The sequence below is a fragment of the Zobellia laminariae genome, from assembly GCF_030553095.1.
Classification (GTDB): Bacteria; Bacteroidota; Bacteroidia; order Flavobacteriales; family Flavobacteriaceae; genus Zobellia; species Zobellia laminariae.
On record NZ_CP130738.1, the window covers coordinates 2,958,479 to 2,974,335 of the forward strand.

12 protein-coding genes and 2 pseudogenes are annotated in these 15,857 nt (G+C 36.4%); 10 read left to right on the forward strand and 4 right to left on the reverse strand.

The window, feature by feature from the left end:
- Positions 1-14 precede the first annotated feature (14 nt).
- Together Q5W13_RS14215 and pepT are read right to left on the reverse strand one after the other, a co-directional pair.
- The gene (locus Q5W13_RS14215; protein WP_304443440.1) at positions 15-614 is read right to left on the reverse strand and encodes a YdeI/OmpD-associated family protein; all 600 of its coding nucleotides are present in this window, start codon (positions 612-614) and stop codon (positions 15-17) included.
- A gap of 50 nt (positions 615-664) precedes the next feature.
- Entirely contained in the window at positions 665-1,894 is a 1,230-nt protein-coding gene (pepT, locus tag Q5W13_RS14220; protein ID WP_304443441.1) for a peptidase T, read from the reverse strand.
- A 143-nt stretch (positions 1,895-2,037) separates the two neighbouring features.
- On the opposite strand from pepT, the pseudogene Q5W13_RS14225 reads away from it, so the two are divergent.
- The 3 genes and pseudogenes from Q5W13_RS14225 to Q5W13_RS14235 all read left to right on the forward strand — a co-directional run bounded on the left by Q5W13_RS14225 (position 2,038) and on the right by Q5W13_RS14235 (position 6,638).
- Positions 2,038-4,897 (forward strand): annotated as a pseudogene (locus Q5W13_RS14225) (TonB-dependent receptor).
- A 144-nt stretch (positions 4,898-5,041) separates the two neighbouring features.
- Complete coding sequence (locus tag Q5W13_RS14230; RefSeq protein WP_304443442.1) at positions 5,042-5,470, forward strand: hypothetical protein; 429 nt, start codon at positions 5,042-5,044, stop codon at positions 5,468-5,470.
- A 131-nt stretch (positions 5,471-5,601) separates the two neighbouring features.
- A pseudogene (locus Q5W13_RS14235) lies at positions 5,602-6,638 on the forward strand (quinone-dependent dihydroorotate dehydrogenase).
- Between the two features lie 39 nt (positions 6,639-6,677).
- Here Q5W13_RS14235 and Q5W13_RS14240 read toward each other — a convergent pair.
- Positions 6,678-7,097, reverse strand: a complete 420-nt coding sequence (locus tag Q5W13_RS14240) for a Dabb family protein (RefSeq protein WP_155594412.1) — start codon at positions 7,095-7,097, stop codon at positions 6,678-6,680.
- Between the two features lie 221 nt (positions 7,098-7,318).
- On the opposite strand from Q5W13_RS14240, the gene Q5W13_RS14245 reads away from it, so the two are divergent.
- Together Q5W13_RS14245 and Q5W13_RS14250 are read left to right on the forward strand one after the other, a co-directional pair.
- Positions 7,319-7,945 carry a LysE family translocator gene (locus Q5W13_RS14245; RefSeq protein WP_304446511.1) on the forward strand — a complete coding sequence of 209 codons (627 nt, stop codon included), beginning with the start codon at positions 7,319-7,321 and terminating at the stop codon, positions 7,943-7,945.
- Between the two features lie 61 nt (positions 7,946-8,006).
- Positions 8,007-8,870 carry a hydroxymethylglutaryl-CoA lyase gene (locus tag Q5W13_RS14250; RefSeq protein WP_304446512.1) on the forward strand — a complete coding sequence of 288 codons (864 nt, stop codon included), beginning with the start codon at positions 8,007-8,009 and terminating at the stop codon, positions 8,868-8,870.
- Here Q5W13_RS14250 and Q5W13_RS14255 read toward each other — a convergent pair.
- Complete coding sequence (locus tag Q5W13_RS14255) at positions 8,867-9,181, reverse strand: hypothetical protein (RefSeq protein WP_304443443.1); 315 nt, start codon at positions 9,179-9,181, stop codon at positions 8,867-8,869. The two genes, Q5W13_RS14250 and Q5W13_RS14255, sit on opposite strands and share 4 nt — an antisense overlap.
- A 337-nt stretch (positions 9,182-9,518) precedes the next feature.
- Between Q5W13_RS14255 and Q5W13_RS14260 the strand changes: the two genes are divergently transcribed.
- The 5 genes from Q5W13_RS14260 (at position 9,519) to Q5W13_RS25120 (ending at position 15,792) form a co-directional block, all read left to right on the forward strand.
- Complete coding sequence (locus tag Q5W13_RS14260) at positions 9,519-10,748, forward strand: DUF4856 domain-containing protein (protein WP_304443444.1); 1,230 nt, start codon at positions 9,519-9,521, stop codon at positions 10,746-10,748.
- A 111-nt stretch (positions 10,749-10,859) separates the two neighbouring features.
- The gene (locus Q5W13_RS14265; protein WP_304443445.1) at positions 10,860-11,999 is read left to right on the forward strand and encodes an imelysin family protein; all 1,140 of its coding nucleotides are present in this window, start codon (positions 10,860-10,862) and stop codon (positions 11,997-11,999) included.
- A 3-nt stretch (positions 12,000-12,002) separates the two neighbouring features.
- Complete coding sequence (locus Q5W13_RS14270) at positions 12,003-13,370, forward strand: HTTM domain-containing protein (protein ID WP_304443446.1); 1,368 nt, start codon at positions 12,003-12,005, stop codon at positions 13,368-13,370.
- Complete coding sequence (locus Q5W13_RS25115) at positions 13,351-14,640, forward strand: carboxypeptidase-like regulatory domain-containing protein (RefSeq protein ID WP_368662258.1); 1,290 nt, start codon at positions 13,351-13,353, stop codon at positions 14,638-14,640. Before Q5W13_RS14270 ends, Q5W13_RS25115 begins: the two co-directional genes overlap by 20 nt.
- A 42-nt stretch (positions 14,641-14,682) precedes the next feature.
- A complete protein-coding gene (locus tag Q5W13_RS25120; protein ID WP_368662564.1) occupies positions 14,683-15,792 on the forward strand; it encodes a TonB-dependent receptor domain-containing protein in 1,110 nt (369 codons plus the stop codon).
- Positions 15,793-15,857: the final 65 nt, after the last annotated feature.

The following is a 15,857-nucleotide window of genomic DNA, read 5'->3' on the forward strand; positions in this document are numbered from 1 at the left end:
ATTTGGAAGCTTTTCTATCGGTACATATCATTTAGACCTTTACCATCAATAATCATCGGTAAAATCTTCTCCAACCTGCTTGCTTTAGTCTTCTCACGTTTGGCGTTCGCAATGTATTCTGTGTATTCTTTTTGCTTGTAAGGAGTTAATTTTTTGAAAGCACTTTTTGCTTTAGGATAAATGTCGAAAGCGCTTTTTAATTCAATGGGAATAACTACGCTTGTTATTTTCTCTTTTGGAGCTCTAATTAACTCAATTCCCTTTTTCTGGTTTTCAATGGCCTCATTAATATATGCGGATACTTTTAAAATATCTACATCCTTTTCTGAGTAGAATTTCCAATGTCGCATAGCTTGGGTTTTGCCTTTTTGGGCATTTTCCAGTATATCTTCTGGGTCGCTCAGAAAGACACCGTTAAAGAACCAGATACCAAAATGATTTTTGAATTTACAAATAGCTAGAACGTTCTTCTTATTAAGAGTATACGTTGGGAAGTTCCATTTGTATGTTTCTACCAAATCTGTTTTCAATACTAAATCTCGCAGTAAAGCAATACCCATTTTAAAAGGGTGCTCTTCCGCGTAATAAGCTTCTGTTTTTTCAGATATGTCCATAGAAATGTAGACCGTTATTAGGTTTCTTTTCTAAAGATAAGGATTTGTTGTTATACAGCCTTTTTCGCTGCTAACTCACAAATTTTAATAATAACCTCTGTTGCTTTTATCATGCTTTCTACCGGAACGTACTCATATTTACCGTGAAAGTTATGTCCCCCAGCAAAGATATTAGGGCAAGGTAATCCCATATAACTTAGTTGTGAGCCATCGGTTCCGCCGCGTATGGGTTTTATGATAGGAGTAATACGCATGGCTTCCATAGCTTCCTTCGCAAGTTCTACTATGTGGAAGACAGGTTCAACCTTTTCACGCATATTAAAATACTGGTCTTTTATTTCTATGCTTATGCAATTGCCATGAATATCGTTAAGCCTATCCGTAATATCGCGAAGCAATTGTTTTCGATTTTCAAAAAAGGTTTTGTCATGATCACGAACAATAAGCTCAAATTCGGCATGTTCTATTTCACCTTTTATATGATGCACATGAAAAAAGCCTTCTCTGCCAGATGTGTTTTGAGGCGTTTCTTCAGGTGGTAAGATTTCTAAAAATTCGCTGGCTATGCTTATGGCATTCACCATTTTATTTTTGGCGTAACCAGGGTGTACGCTTCTACCTTTAATGACCACTTTGGCACTGGCAGCATTAAAGTTCTCGTATTCTAGTTCGCCAATTTGGCTTCCATCCATAGTGTAGGCCCAGTCTGCTCCAAATTTATCAACATCAAAATGATGTGCTCCGCGACCTATTTCTTCATCGGGAGTAAAACCTACCCTAATTTTGCCGTGTTTTATTTCTGGGTGGTTAATAAGGTATTCCATTGCTGTAACAATTTCCGTAATACCTGCTTTATCATCAGCACCAAGTAATGTTGTGCCGTCTGTTGTAATTAAAGTTTGACCTTTATATTGTAATAAGTCTTCAAAATAATCAGGGGAAAGCACTATGTTCTCCTGTGCATTAAGAATAATATCCTTACCATCATAATTTTCAATTATCTGAGGATTAACATTTGTTCCCGAGAAATCTGGTGAAGTATCAAAGTGAGAGATAAAACCAATAGTAGGAACATCTGTTTTAATATTACTGGGTAGGGTAGCCGTAATGTATGCCTTATTATCAATGGAGACTTCTTCCATTCCAATCTCTAATAATTCCTCAACGAGCAAATCTGCTAAATGCCATTGTTTTTCAGTACTGGGGGTAGTTTCGGAATTTGGGTCGCTTTGGGTATCAATTTTAATATATTTTAAAAAGCGATCAATGATATTTTGCATTATTCTAATTTTAAATCAAAAGTACAAAATAGGACTTATTAGGTACAAATACACTTTTTTTTAAGACTATATTTTTAGTGTTTTTCTTACATAAAACTTAAAATTTAGTTAACTTCTCATAGAATTAACTCAAACTTATGATTATGAAAAAACAGTATTTTTTATGCTATGCACTCTTTATGAGTGTTATAGGTATTGCCAGTGCCCAAATATCGGGTACAGTATTAGATGAAGACGGCGGCCCTTTACCCGGCGCTTCAGTGGTAGTTAAGGGAACAACCACTGGTTCCACTACAGATTTTGACGGTTTATTTTCAATAAATGCTGAGGTTGGAGACAAGCTTGTGGTCTCTTATATTGGTTATGAAAAGAAGGAAGTTGTTGCAGAAGCTGGCGGAATGAGTATACAACTCTCTTCTGGCGTAGCTTTGTCAGAAGTTGTCATTATAGGTTCGCGTAACCCTAATAGAACAGCTACTGAAAGTATGGTTCCGGTAGATGTAATAAGTATGAAAGAACTGAACAGTGTGGCCCCGCAGGTGAACTTGAACCAGATCCTGAATTACGTGGCACCTTCTTTTACTTCAAACACCCAAACTATTTCAGATGGTACAGATCACGTTGACCCTGCTTCTTTAAGAGGTTTAGGTCCTGATCAGGTTTTAGTACTAATTAATGGAAAAAGAAGACATACATCTTCTTTGATTAATGTAAACGGAACTTTTGGACGTGGTAGTGTTGGTACGGATTTAAATGCTATACCGGCAGCGGCTATTCAGCGTATTGAAGTTTTAAGAGATGGTGCAGCTGCCCAATATGGGTCCGATGCCATAGCTGGTGTTATCAACATTGTTTTGAATAGAAGTGTAAATGAACTGAACATGTCCGTTACCACGGGTGCTAATTTTTCCAAGAATGCCAATGATCAAACTGGTGGAGTAGATGGCGCAACAACTAACATTGCTGCTAGTTACGGAGTTCCTTTAGGGCAAAATGGAGGTTTGTTAAATCTTTCTGGTGATTTTGATGTTCGTCAGCCTTACGGTAGAATGAAAGAATGGGATGGTGATGTTTTTAATCAGTATAATGTAATCGAAAGAATTGCTAATGGTGACGGTTATAATTTAACTAATTTATTAGATGATGATGTAACAGATGTTATCCAATACGCAAATCAAGCAGGAATAAACTTGAACGGAGCCACTACGAAAGCAGAGCTTCAACCCATTTTATCTGCTGATGCTACGGAAGCAGAACTTTCCGCAAGAGGGCAACAACGAAGCGATTATAACATGAGAGTTGGTCAGTCAGCCTTACGTGGTGGACGGATTTTTGCTAACTTTTCTTTGCCTTTAGATGATAACGGAACGGAAGTATACTCTTTTGCAGGTATTAGTTCAAGAACTGGTAATTCAGCTGGTTTCTATCGTTTACCAAATCAAAGCAGAACTTTTACACCGGCATATATGAACGGGTTTTTACCTGAAATTAATTCAACGATTAAAGACAGGTCTTTATCTGTAGGTATTAAAGGAAAGATTAATGAGTGGGATGTTGATTTAAGTAACACCTATGGAAAGAACTCTTTTCTATATACTATTGGAAACACATTTAACGCTTCTATGCAAAATGCATCACCTACTATTTTTGATGCAGGTGGTTTTTCTTTTGCACAGAATACAGCTAATTTAGACGTAACTCGCTTTTTTGAAGATGCTATGTCTGGTTTGAATGTTGCTTTTGGTGCGGAATACCGTGTTGAAAACTATGATATTGTTGAAGGTGAAGAAGCTTCGTATTCGCAATATACGGCAGATGGGCAGCGTATTACTTTAGCGTCCCAACAGGCATCACAAGATTTCTTTGGAAATGGAAGACTAAGGTGGGTCTCAGGTTTTTCCAGGATTTAGTCCAAATAATGAGCTTTCTCGTGGGCGTAGTAGTGTTGCAGGTTATGTTGATTTAGAAGCAGATTTTTCAGAAAAGTTCGTAGCTAGTTTTGCTACACGTTTTGAGAATTATAGCGATTTTGGTTCTACCATAAATTTTAAATTAGCTGCTCGTTATAAAATAAATGATAACATAAACCTTAGAGCTGCAGCCAATACAGGCTTTAGAGCACCTTCTTTACACCAGATAAATTTTAACTCTACATCTACAATTTTTGATCAAAATGGTGACCCACAAGAGGTAGGCACTTTTGCCAATGATAGTAGAGCTGCTAAGCTTTTGGGTATTCCGGAATTAAAGGAAGAAACTTCAAGTAGTGTTAGTGTTGGATTTACAGCGAAAATTCCAGATGCAAACCTGACCTTAACTGTAGATGGTTACTATGTAGAAATTAATGATAGAGTAGTGTATACAGGTCAATTTGAAGGACCTGGTACAGGAACTGAATTGGATAATTTGTTAAGTCAGGCCAATGCCACGGCTGCTTCTTTCTTTGCAAATGCAATCAACACGGAGTCTCGTGGATTGGATGTTGTGCTTACACATACAGCTAACTTAAGTGATAACTGGAGATTGAAATCTGATTTAGCCGGAACGTTATCTAAAACTAATCAAATAGGTGATATTAATTCATCAAAAGTGTTGGAAGATGCAGGTCTTGTAGATACTTACTTTCCAGAAGATAGTAGAGTGTATTTAGAAGAGGCCGTACCACGTACGAAACTTAATCTTTCAAATAGTCTTACTTCTGATAAATGGGTTATGTTTTTGAGAAACGTATATTTTGGCGAGGTTACTGAAGCTACTACTGTTATAGCAAACCAACAAGATTTTGGTTCTAAGATAGTAACAGACCTTTCTATAGGGTATAAGGCAACGGATGCTTTAACACTTACATTAGGAGCTAACAATTTATTGGATATCTACCCAGACAGGGCAGAAGAGCAGTTTAATAATAGAAGTTCAGGCCGTTTTGATTGGTCTCGTAGAGCACAACAATTTGGTATTGGTGGTCGATTCTTATTCGCTAGAGTGAGTTTCACACTTAAATAAAATATAAAGTCAAAAATTTATTAATAAAGGCTGTCCTAAAGGGCAGCCTTTATTTTTGTTTAAAGATGTCATTCAAAGAAGAAATATAATTTTTCACTTAAATTGCTGTTTATATAAATGGAATTAAATTTTAAACAGAAATATATGTTGCCAAAATTATATAGTTTGCTAGTATTTTTAATGTTCTTTTCTGTTGTCAATGCGCAAAACTGTACATTAGATATAGGTGGTAAAAACAGCGAAACCATCAAGACTATCTTTCAATTAAATGAGGAGCAAATAGCCATTATGGAAACTTTGAAAGGGGAACTTGAGGTGAAAACGAAAAGTACGGAAGAGCAAATTGAAAAATTATTGGCGGAACATCCGCAAAGTACAGAAGAGGATCTTATTAAATTAGCTGATAAATATAAAGTTTTACAGAAGCAGCAGTTAGATTTAGCCTACAAGAGTGATAAAGAGCTTCTTTCTGTTTTCAATGCTAAGCAATATGAACGCTACCTTCAACTTTGTAATGAGGCTATACGACAACCAATTAAAGTAGAGCCTAAAATCTACGGGATTATGGAATAGAAGAGTAATTATTAGCGGTGTACTCGTTAATTTCTTTGAAAAGACCCCATTCTTTCATTTTTAAAAATAGTGATAAGTTGTGCCCTTACTTGGGGTAAGTTTGTATTTTTGCGCAAACACCACCCACCTTCATGTATAAGTCTATACTTCAGCCCTTACTTTTTTCGCTTGATGCGGAAAAAGCTCACCATGTAACCTTTTCATTAGTTCGTTTTCTTTGTAAAATTGGTTTTTCCGGTTTATTCAAGGCTATATATAACATAGAAGACTCGCGGTTGGAAAAGGAGGTTTTTGGTATTAAATTCAAAAATCCGGTAGGCCTAGCGGCTGGTTTTGATAAGGATGCTAAACTCTATAATGAATTATCCAACTTTGGTTTTGGTTTTATAGAGATAGGGACGCTTACTCCTAAACCGCAGGCAGGAAATCCAAAGAAGCGATTGTTTAGGTTAAAACCTGACCAAGCTATTGTGAATCGTATGGGCTTCAATAATATGGGCGTAGAGGATGCAGTAGAACGTTTAAAGAAACAACATAAAGTACTTATTGGAGGTAATATAGGCAAGAATAAAGTTACGCCTAATGAAGATGCTGTTTCGGATTACCTAATCTGTTTTAATGCACTTTTTGACCATGTAGATTACTTTGTGGTCAACGTAAGTTCTCCAAACACGCCAGTGCTTCGTGAGCTTCAAGACAAAGAACCTTTGACTGCTCTTTTGTTGGATTTGAAAAAAGAAAATACAAATTTGGCTTTGCAGAAACAACAGAAGGAAAAACCTATTCTATTGAAAATTGCGCCAGACCTTACGGATGATCAGTTGTTGGATATCATTACTATCGTTGCCGACACAAAAATTGACGGTGTTATAGCTACCAATACCACCATTGAAAGAGAGAACTTAAAATCAGAAGTATCGCTTACAAAAGAAATGGGTGGATTAAGCGGAAAACCACTGACTAAAAGAAGTACAGAGGTAATTCGGTTCTTGGCAGAAAAGAGCAACAAGGCTTTTCCTATTATAGGTGTGGGCGGAATACATTCTGAAAAAGACGCTTTAGAGAAGTTAGATGCAGGAGCAGATTTAGTTCAATTGTATACTGGTTTTATCTACGAAGGACCATAGGTTTAATTAAAAGAATAAATAAGGCTCTTCTTAAGAGGTAGGGTAGTGAAAACTAGATAAGCTTATAAGATAGAATTTTCTTATTTAGCCCAATAGTCCACAACAAGTACACCACCTAGATGTGGAGTCAAAACTTCACCAAAAGCTTTGTGGTCTGGATGAGGTAAGTAAATAGCACGGTCTTCTTCGCTTTCAAAAGTCAGGAAAAAACAATGGGTAAAACCTTCGTTTAAACCTTCGGGGCTATTGTTCAATCCCCATTCATAACTAACTATTTGCGGAATTTTTGAGGGAAGCGCAGTAAATGCTTCCTCAACTTTTTTGATATCTTCTTTTGAAGTTTCTGGTTTGAACTTAAACAACACTACATGGCGTAACAGGCTATCTTTCTGCATGAAGGTTTCTGATATTGGTTTAGTTTCACTTCTGATTTCAAAGGCTACTAAAAGTAGCGCTACCAAAACTAAACTCAAAGTGAATGTAATGTGACTTTGTTTCATGTCATTTATTTTTTTGTGATGCAATTACTCTTATGGCCTAACAGGAGGGGAAATTGCGACCAGCTAAAAATTCAGAACATAAAAAAAATGAATTTCGTTGAAACCTGAATTTGTGACAAGATATAAAAAAGAGTACTTACTTTAGTGCACTCATTGAGGTTTCAAGAAGAAAATTTTGGAACCTATGATTTATACTTAAAATAAAACGGAATTTGGGTACAATTAATTACGAAATACTTTACACTTTTATGTTGGCCACTATGGCTTTGTCTTTTTCGCCCGGTCCAGACAATATTTATGTGTTAATGCAAAGTCTTGTAAATGGTAAGAAATATGGGCTAGCAACTACAGCCGGTCTTATTTCTGGTTGTTTAGTGCATACCAGTTTATTAGCTTTTGGGGTATCTATAATTATAAGAGAGAGTGAGGCGCTCTTTATGGGCATTAAAGTTTTGGGTGCTATTTACCTCTTTTATCTTGCATACAAGGTCTTTAAAAGCAGTGGTGATTTGGATTTAACAGAAGGAGCTGTACCTAAAAAGGGACTTGGGCAATTGTTTAAGCAAGGTTTTATAATGAACGTGCTAAATCCAAAAGTGACCATATTTTTTCTGGCATTCTTTTATGGTTTCCTTTTTAGCGAAGAGATAAGTACCATGGTGCAGTTTTATGTTCTTGGACTGCTGTTTATGTTTATATCCTTTATTATTTTTAGCATGATAGCTTTCCTATCAGGGAGTATTTCCGTGTATTTTAAAGAAAACTCTGCAGCCGGTATTTATTTAAAGTGGCTGCAAATCATTGTCTTTGTTGGTATTGCAGTCTATATTCTAGTATCGGATAATTAATGTTAATTTTGAGTAGTTAAAAGGGTGGCTGAAACTGCCTACTTAGAATTTAATTTTCATGATGGAAAAGGTTAAGGTTATTGAATGTCCTAGAGATGCCATGCAAGGCATTAAACCTTTCATACCTACCAATGAAAAGGTAAAATACATTCAGGCTTTGTTAGGCTGTGGTTTTGATACAATAGATTTTGGAAGTTTTGTTTCTCCAAAGGCTATTCCGCAGATGGTAGATACTGCTGAGGTACTATCAAAGTTGGACCTTTCAAAAACAAATAGCAAACTGCTAAGTATTGTGGCTAATGTTAGGGGAGCACAAGATGCTTCCGAGCATCCTGAGATTCAATATTTAGGATACCCTTTTTCTATTTCCGAGAATTTTCAGATGCGGAATACGCATAAGACCATTGATCAATCTGTAGAAACCCTTCAGGAAATACTCAATATTGCCGATGCTTCTGGTAAAGAGGTAGTGACCTATATATCTATGGGTTTTGGTAACCCTTATGGTGACCCATGGGATGTTGACATAGTAGGGGAGTGGACCGAAAAATTAAGCGGAATGGGAGCTAAAATTCTTTCGCTCTCAGATACGGTAGGGTCATCAACACCAGAAGTAATTGAATACCTCTTTTCACAATTAATTCCAAGATATCCAGATATTGAATTTGGTGCTCATTTGCATACAACACCTACCAAATGGCATGAAAAGGTAGATGCTGCTTACAAAGCCGGCTGTCGTAGGTTTGATGGGGCCGTTCAAGGATTTGGAGGTTGCCCTATGGCAAAAGACGAATTAACCGGTAATATGCCTACCGAGAAAATGCTTTCGTATTTTACTGCAGAAAAAGCGGATTCCGGTGTTAATTGGATGGTTTTTGAAGCCGCTTATAACAAGGCTACGGAGCTTTTTTCAAAGTACCATTAATCATCCTGTTCATTACACATTTTGTTCAAGTAGGTGTCCAAATTCAATTGAAACAAAGTGCCTTCTACCAAATCCTGAACTGCGTTCAGTTCTGTTAAGTTCATAGCTAAAGTTATTTGTGGGGCAGGTGTATCTAAAAGTAATGACCTGCAAGTATCATGCTGGTTACAATCAGCACACGGCGTGTTGCTGTTCATGGTACTTTCAATATTTTTCTGAAACTTTTCCAGCTCGTTTCTAGTCAAGAGTAGACCTGTATCCCTAAAAACTATCTGTATTTTTCTAACGTCCTTAAAGTATTTCTCTTCCACTGGAATGCTACGCCAAAAGGGTTGTGGTAAATTGGATTGATATCGTCCATAGTGTAATCTTTAATTAATCTGGGGTTAACAATGGGCAAACTCTTTGTGGTTAGAGAAAGAACCTCACCCAATATGATAAATCAAAAATAGTATTTTTATTTAGATTAATTATAAATAGTAAATAATTTGATTGAAATTCCTGTCGAAAAGGATGATATAATCACTGTTTAAAATTTATCGATTGTAATATTATTTAGATTTAATAAGAATAATTTTGCGTAGCTAAACTTCATGTATTAGTTTTGCGCTCTATTTAAATCAAGTCTAAATAAACAATATTTATATAATGAGAAGAGTCCTTTTTACATTAGCCATTAGTACGGTAGTTTTTCTAGCATCGTGTAGTTCAGATGATGACGCAACAGGAACAGAAATGGATGAAGCTATCGTAATAGATAATCCTGCTAGTTATACTTTTGAAAGAAATGGAGAGACTACTGTAAGCTTTGGAGGTCAAACTACTCGTATTTTAATGGCTCAAGAATTTTTGGGAGCTCTTACTACCAATACCAATACGGCAGAAACATTAAAATCAATATATGCACATGAAGAAGGTGCTGCAGATTTTGAAGATGCAGATTTAAATGCTTCAGATAAAAATCTTCGTAGTAAAACTGCTGCTTCGGTAGATTACTTTTCTACCAATGCTACGGATCAAGCATTGATCCGTGCTGATTTTGAATCATGGATAGATGGTCAAGTAAATAATGTTTTTACCAATTGGAATGTTACTGCTGAGGCAGGTGTAGCTGGTCAATTGGCCGATGGTGAAAAAACACGTTACATCAATGCACAAGGTCTTGAATACAACCAATTATTTGCAAAAGGTTTAATAGGTGCTTTGATGACTGATCAAGCATTAAACAATTACTTGAGTACAGCGGTTTTGGATGAAGGTTCTAGTCGTGAAGACAATGATGCAGGAACAGTATTAGAAGATAAATCCTATACCAACATGGAACATAAATGGGATGAGGCTTATGGCTACATTTATGGACTTAACGCGGATGCTTCCAATCCTAATGCAGATTTAGGTGCGGATAGCTTTTTAAATGAATACATAGGGAAGCTAGAAGAAGATCCTGATTTTGCAGGTATTGCAGATGAAATTTTCCAAGCCTTTAAGTTAGGTCGTGCGGCTATCGTGGTCGGAGATTATGATGTTCGTGATGCTCAAGCAGAGATTATTAGAGAGAAAATATCTTTAGTACCTGCCGTTAGGGGTGTATTTTATATGCAACGTGCAAAAGCAACTTTAGCAGATGCAGTACCTAATTATGCAAGTGCTTTTCATGCACTGTCTGAAGCTTATGGTTTTATTTATAGTTTACGTTTTACACGTAAACCGGGTACGGACGCTCCTTATTTTTCAAAGGAAGAGTCCGATGAGCTTTTAGAAGAATTAATGGAAGATGGTGTAAACGGACTATGGGATGTTGAAGCAGAAACTATAGATGAGATTTGTGAAGATATCGCAGAACGATTCGGTTTTACTGTTGCGCAAGCCGGTGAGTAATCTTACTTGTATAGTACTAAATTTTAAGTGTTGAAAAAAAAGCAGCATCTGTTAGGAAATAACAGGCTGCTTTTTATACTTTTGCTTAATTAGAATAAATAAAAATAAGCTATGAAGAGGTTTCTTGCCATTTTTACTGTGGCGACAATGATATGGGCATGTAGCTCCGATAGTAGTGGAAGTGCTGTTACAGATGATACTGTAGATCCAGAACCAGAAGAAGTGAGTTTTGAGCGTGGCTCAATGCTAACCAATTGGGCAGATAATATAATCATACCTTCTTACGAAGCGTTTTCTAGTGAAATGTCTGGTTTGCAAACTGCTTTTGATACCTTCAAAGGAGATGCTAGTGAAGTTAACCTTGTAGCTTTTAGAGCATCTTGGTTATCCGCTTATAAAATGTGGCAACGGGTTTCTATGTTTGAAATAGGCCCTGCCGAAACGGTTGGCTTACGTTTAAACATGAATATCTACCCTACTGATGGGCCTAAAATAGATGGTTTTGTAACCTCGGGAACTTATGACCTTGCTCTTGCTTCTAATAGAGATGCAAAAGGTTTCCCTGCTTTAGATTATTTAATTAATGGACTGGGAGATACGGACGAAGACATTGTTGCAAAATATAATGGAACTGACAAGGAAAGCCTAATTTCCTATACAGGTGATGTTATTGCTGATATGGCGGGTTTAACCACGGGAGTGCTTGCTGAATGGAATTCAGGGTATAGAGATACTTTTGTAGAAAATGACGGTGCATCTTCAACAGCATCTGTGGATCGTTTTATAAACGACTATGTTTTTTACTATGAGAAGTTTTTGAGAGCTGGTAAAATGGGAATCCCTGTAGGTGCTTTTTCTGAAAACGTACTTCCTCAAAATGTAGAAGCTTATTATAAAGCAGATGTTTCTAACATACTTTTCTTAGAGGGTTTTGAAGCTGTACAAGATTTCTTTAATGGTGTACACTACGGTAAGAGTACAGCAGGAGAAAGCTTAGCATCTTATTTAGATGCATTGAACACAATTAAGGATGGTGATGATTTGACAAAATTGATTAATGATCAATTTGATTTAGCTAAAACTAAAGTTGAAGCATTGGCACCTTTCCGAGAGGAAATTGAAAATAATGTGCCGCCAACTAATATGCTATTGGCGTACGATGAGGTGCAGCGCATTGTTCCTATGTTAAAAGTAGATATGGTTTCTGCTATGAGCGTAAGTATTGATTTTGTTGATGCGGATGGCGACTAGAAAATGAACCATTTCATTAGCAAACATATTACAGCCCCTATAGAGGCCGCCCCTTTGGCGGTCTTTCGCATTTTATTTGGTGTAATGATGTTGCTGAGTATTGTAAGATTTTGGAGCTACGGATGGATTGAAAAATTATACATTCAGCCTAAGTTTTTCTTCTCTTATTATGGTTTTGAATGGGTGAAACCTTTGGGAGTCTACACCTACCTCATATTTATTATTTGTGGACTTTCTGCAATTTTTGTGGCTTTAGGATATAAGTACAAAGTAGCTATCGTTACTTTTTTTATAAGCTTTACCTATATAGAATTGATGGACAAGACCACCTACCTTAACCATTACTACTTTATTAGTCTGCTAAGTTTTCTAATGATTTTTCTACCGGCCAATGCCTATTTTTCTTTGGATGCCAAACAAGATTCTAAAAAGGCGTTTCAAAAAATACCAGCGTGGACTATCAATAGTGTAAAACTCATGTTGGGCATAGTTTATTTTTATGCAGGACTGGCCAAACTAAATTCCGATTGGCTTTTTAAGGCTATGCCTTTAAAAATTTGGTTGCCATCTAAATTTGATACTCCGCTTTTAGGTCAGTTTTTACATGAAGAATGGGTACAGTATGCTTTTAGCTGGTTTGGAGCCGGTTATGATTTGGCTATTCCATTCTTATTATTGTATAAGAAAACACGGCCCTTTGCTTTTGTCATGGTAGTTGTTTTTCATGTAATGACACGCGTGTTATTCCCCATTGGAATGTTTCCGTATGTTATGATAGTCTCTACATTAATATTTTTTGATTCATCTTTCCATCATAAGCTCTTATCTTATTTTAGTGGTCTTTTTCGTATTGAGAAAAATAGATTCGATAACAAACGAATCTTAGCTATGCCACTGAATGTGGTAACCAATTCCAAACTGGTTTTAATCTCATTATTTTTTGTGATTCAATTACTAATGCCATGGCGTTATTTAGTTTATCCTGGAGAATTATTTTGGACGGAAGAAGGATACCGATTTTCATGGAGAGTAATGCTAATGGAAAAGTCCGGATACGCGCAATTTAAAGTAGTTAGCAAAGATTCTGGAAAGTGGTTTTATGTGGATAACTCAGATTTTTTGACACCTTTTCAAGAAAAACAAATGTCTTTTCAACCTGATTTTATTTTAGAATATGCTCAATATCTAAAAAGACATTTTGAAAAAGACGGACATAAAAACGTGCAAATATTTGTTGATAGTCGAGTTGCCCTGAATGGGCGGTTGAGTACTACGTATATAGACCCAAAAGTTGACCTTGGCCAAGAGCGGGAGTCATTTGAACATAAAAATTGGATAATACCTTTTACTGATGAAATTAAGGGAATTTAGTATCATATTCATAGTATTCTTAACCTCGTTCTCTGCCTTTTCTCAGATTACGATTTCTGGTAACGTCACCGATGAAAAGGGAAATCCCGTTCAAGATGCAGAAGTATATTTAAAAGAGGTGCAACTTCTAAAAACTACGGATTCTGATGGTAATTTTGAGTTCTTTAATATTGCTGGAGGTAAGTATACGGTAGTAGTTTTCGCTTTTGAATATGATGTATATGAAAAGGAATTAACATTTGATACCGCTTTTAATCTCAATGTTCAGCTTCAGCGAATAAAATCTCAACAACTTTCAGAAGTGGTTTTAACCGAGAGAAGAGAAAAAGTATTCGCATTAAAACAATTAAAAAAAGTAGAGGGTACTGCTATTTATGCCGGTAAAAAAACAGAGGTAGTACTTATGGAAGGCCTTACGGGGAACCTTGCCGCCAACAATGCCAGACAAATCTATAGTCAGGTTGTTGGGCTTAATATTTATGATAATGGCGATGCTGGTTTGCAATTAAATATAGGCGGTAGGGGATTGGACCCTAACAGAACAGCTAATTTTAATACGCGTCAGAATGGTTATGATATTAGCGCAGATGTGCTGGGTTACCCAGAAAGTTATTATACACCACCCGCAGAATCTCTAGAGGAGATTCAAGTAGTGCGCGGTGCAGCTTCTTTACAATACGGTAGCCAATTTGGAGGTTTAATCAACTTCAAATTTAAAAAACCAAATCCTAACAAAGAAATAGAACTCATTTCTCGCCAAACCGTTGGTTCATATGATCTGTTTACAAGCTTCAATAGTTTGAGTGGTACGGTGGGTAAATTTAGTTACTACACCTATCTGAGTTATAAAGATGGAAATGGGTTTCGTCCTAATTCAAATTTTAACAGCAAGAACTATTTTACGCATTTGGGGTATGAGATTTCCGATAAAACCAAAGTAAGCTTAGAGACCACTTTCTTGCACTATTTAGCGAAGCAGCCATATGGTTTAACAGATGCCCAATTTTATGAAGACCCAACTTTTAGTAATCGTGATAGAAACTGGTTTGAGGTAGATTGGCGCTTATATTCGTTTCGTTTGAACCATGCATTTTCTCCAAAGACAGATTTTAGTTTAAACGTTTTCGGTTTGAATGCCTCTCGTAGAGCACTGGGTTTTAGAACCAACAGAGTTTCACAAGAAGATGTTATAACTGAGCCACGGGAATTATTGATTGATAATTTTAGTAATTGGGGAGCTGAAGCTAGTAAGGGTATTAACGAGATATAATTTGGCAGGAACCGAATCTGCCCTTTATTATTAGGCTCTAAAATTTACAAAACGAATAACGACCAAAGGCAAGGACCGGGCTCTGCAGCCGCGGATGCCGATTTTAATTTTGCCGATACCAGTTTCCCGAATTACGAAAGACAGTCACAATTCAATTTTCCTAACTTTAATGTGGCTTTGTTCGGGGAGAACATCTTCAACCTTTCAGATAAATTAGCGGTAACGCCTGGTTTTCGTTTGGAACATATTAAAACAGAAAGTATAGGTAGTTACCAAGAGATCACTTTAGATTTGGCGGGTAACCCATTACTTAATAGAGAGATAGATGATAATAGGGTTTTTGATAGAACCTTTGTTTTGTTAGGATTGGGGGCTACATATAAGCTATCGCCTAGTGTAGAGTTATATGGTAATTTTTCGCAAAACTACCGTTCTGTAACGTTCAGTGATATTCGCGTAGTAAACCCTTCTTTTCAAGTAGATTCAAATATTTCAGATGAAGATGGGTTTACTGCAGATTTTGGTGCCAGAGGAAGATTTAAAGATATTCTATCGTATGATGTAAGCGTATATGGGCTCTATTATGATAATAGGCTAGGAGAAATATTGAAAGAAGAAACGCAGGTTAATGCGGCTGGTGAAGAAGTTTCAACTGGGAAATTATTAAGAGCAAGAGGGAATATTGGAACTGCTTTTATATATGGTCTGGAAAGTTTTGCAAATTGGAGCTTAAAGGAAACCTTCTTTCCTCAATCGGAAAAAGTGAAATTGAACTACTTTGCCAATTTAGCAATCACTAAATCTGAATATCTTTCTTCTGAACGAAACAATGTAGAAGGTAATGAAGTAGAGTTCATTCCAAAAGTCAATCTTAAGACAGGGTTAAACTTCGGTTATGATAACCTTTTGGGTAGCCTTCAATATACTTATTTTGCTGATCAATTTACAGATGCCACCAACGCATTACAAGATGTAAATGATAACCAAAGAGGAATAGAAGGAGTAATTCCTGCTTATGATATTTTAGATTTTTCACTCTCTTACACGTATAAAAAATGGAAGCTAGAAGCAGGAATTAATAATCTTTTAGATAATTCATATTTTACTAGAAGAGCTACCGGCTACCCGGGGTGCAGGTATTATTCCGTCTGAACCAAGAACATTTTATACGACGCTTCAATTTAAATTATAAAAGAGTTTTAAGGTAGATATTAAAA

Bases quoted from the DNA above. Each gene is read 5' to 3' on its own strand.
- Q5W13_RS14215 (WP_304443440.1), bottom strand. From the start codon at position 614: ATGGACATATCTGAAAAAACAGAAGCTTATTACGCGGAAGAGCACCCT.
- pepT (WP_304443441.1), bottom strand. From the start codon at position 1,894: ATGCAAAATATCATTGATCGCTTTTTAAAATATATTAAAATTGATACC.
- Q5W13_RS14230 (WP_304443442.1), top strand. From the start codon at position 5,042: ATGTTGCCAAAATTATATAGTTTGCTAGTATTTTTAATGTTCTTTTCT.
- Q5W13_RS14240 (WP_155594412.1), bottom strand. From the start codon at position 7,097: ATGAAACAAAGTCACATTACATTCACTTTGAGTTTAGTTTTGGTAGCG.
- Q5W13_RS14250 (WP_304446512.1), top strand. From the start codon at position 8,007: ATGGAAAAGGTTAAGGTTATTGAATGTCCTAGAGATGCCATGCAAGGC.
- Q5W13_RS14260 (WP_304443444.1), top strand. From the start codon at position 9,519: ATGAGAAGAGTCCTTTTTACATTAGCCATTAGTACGGTAGTTTTTCTA.
- Q5W13_RS14265 (WP_304443445.1), top strand. From the start codon at position 10,860: ATGAAGAGGTTTCTTGCCATTTTTACTGTGGCGACAATGATATGGGCA.
- Q5W13_RS14270 (WP_304443446.1), top strand. From the start codon at position 12,003: ATGAACCATTTCATTAGCAAACATATTACAGCCCCTATAGAGGCCGCC.
- Q5W13_RS25115 (WP_368662258.1), top strand. From the start codon at position 13,351: ATGAAATTAAGGGAATTTAGTATCATATTCATAGTATTCTTAACCTCG.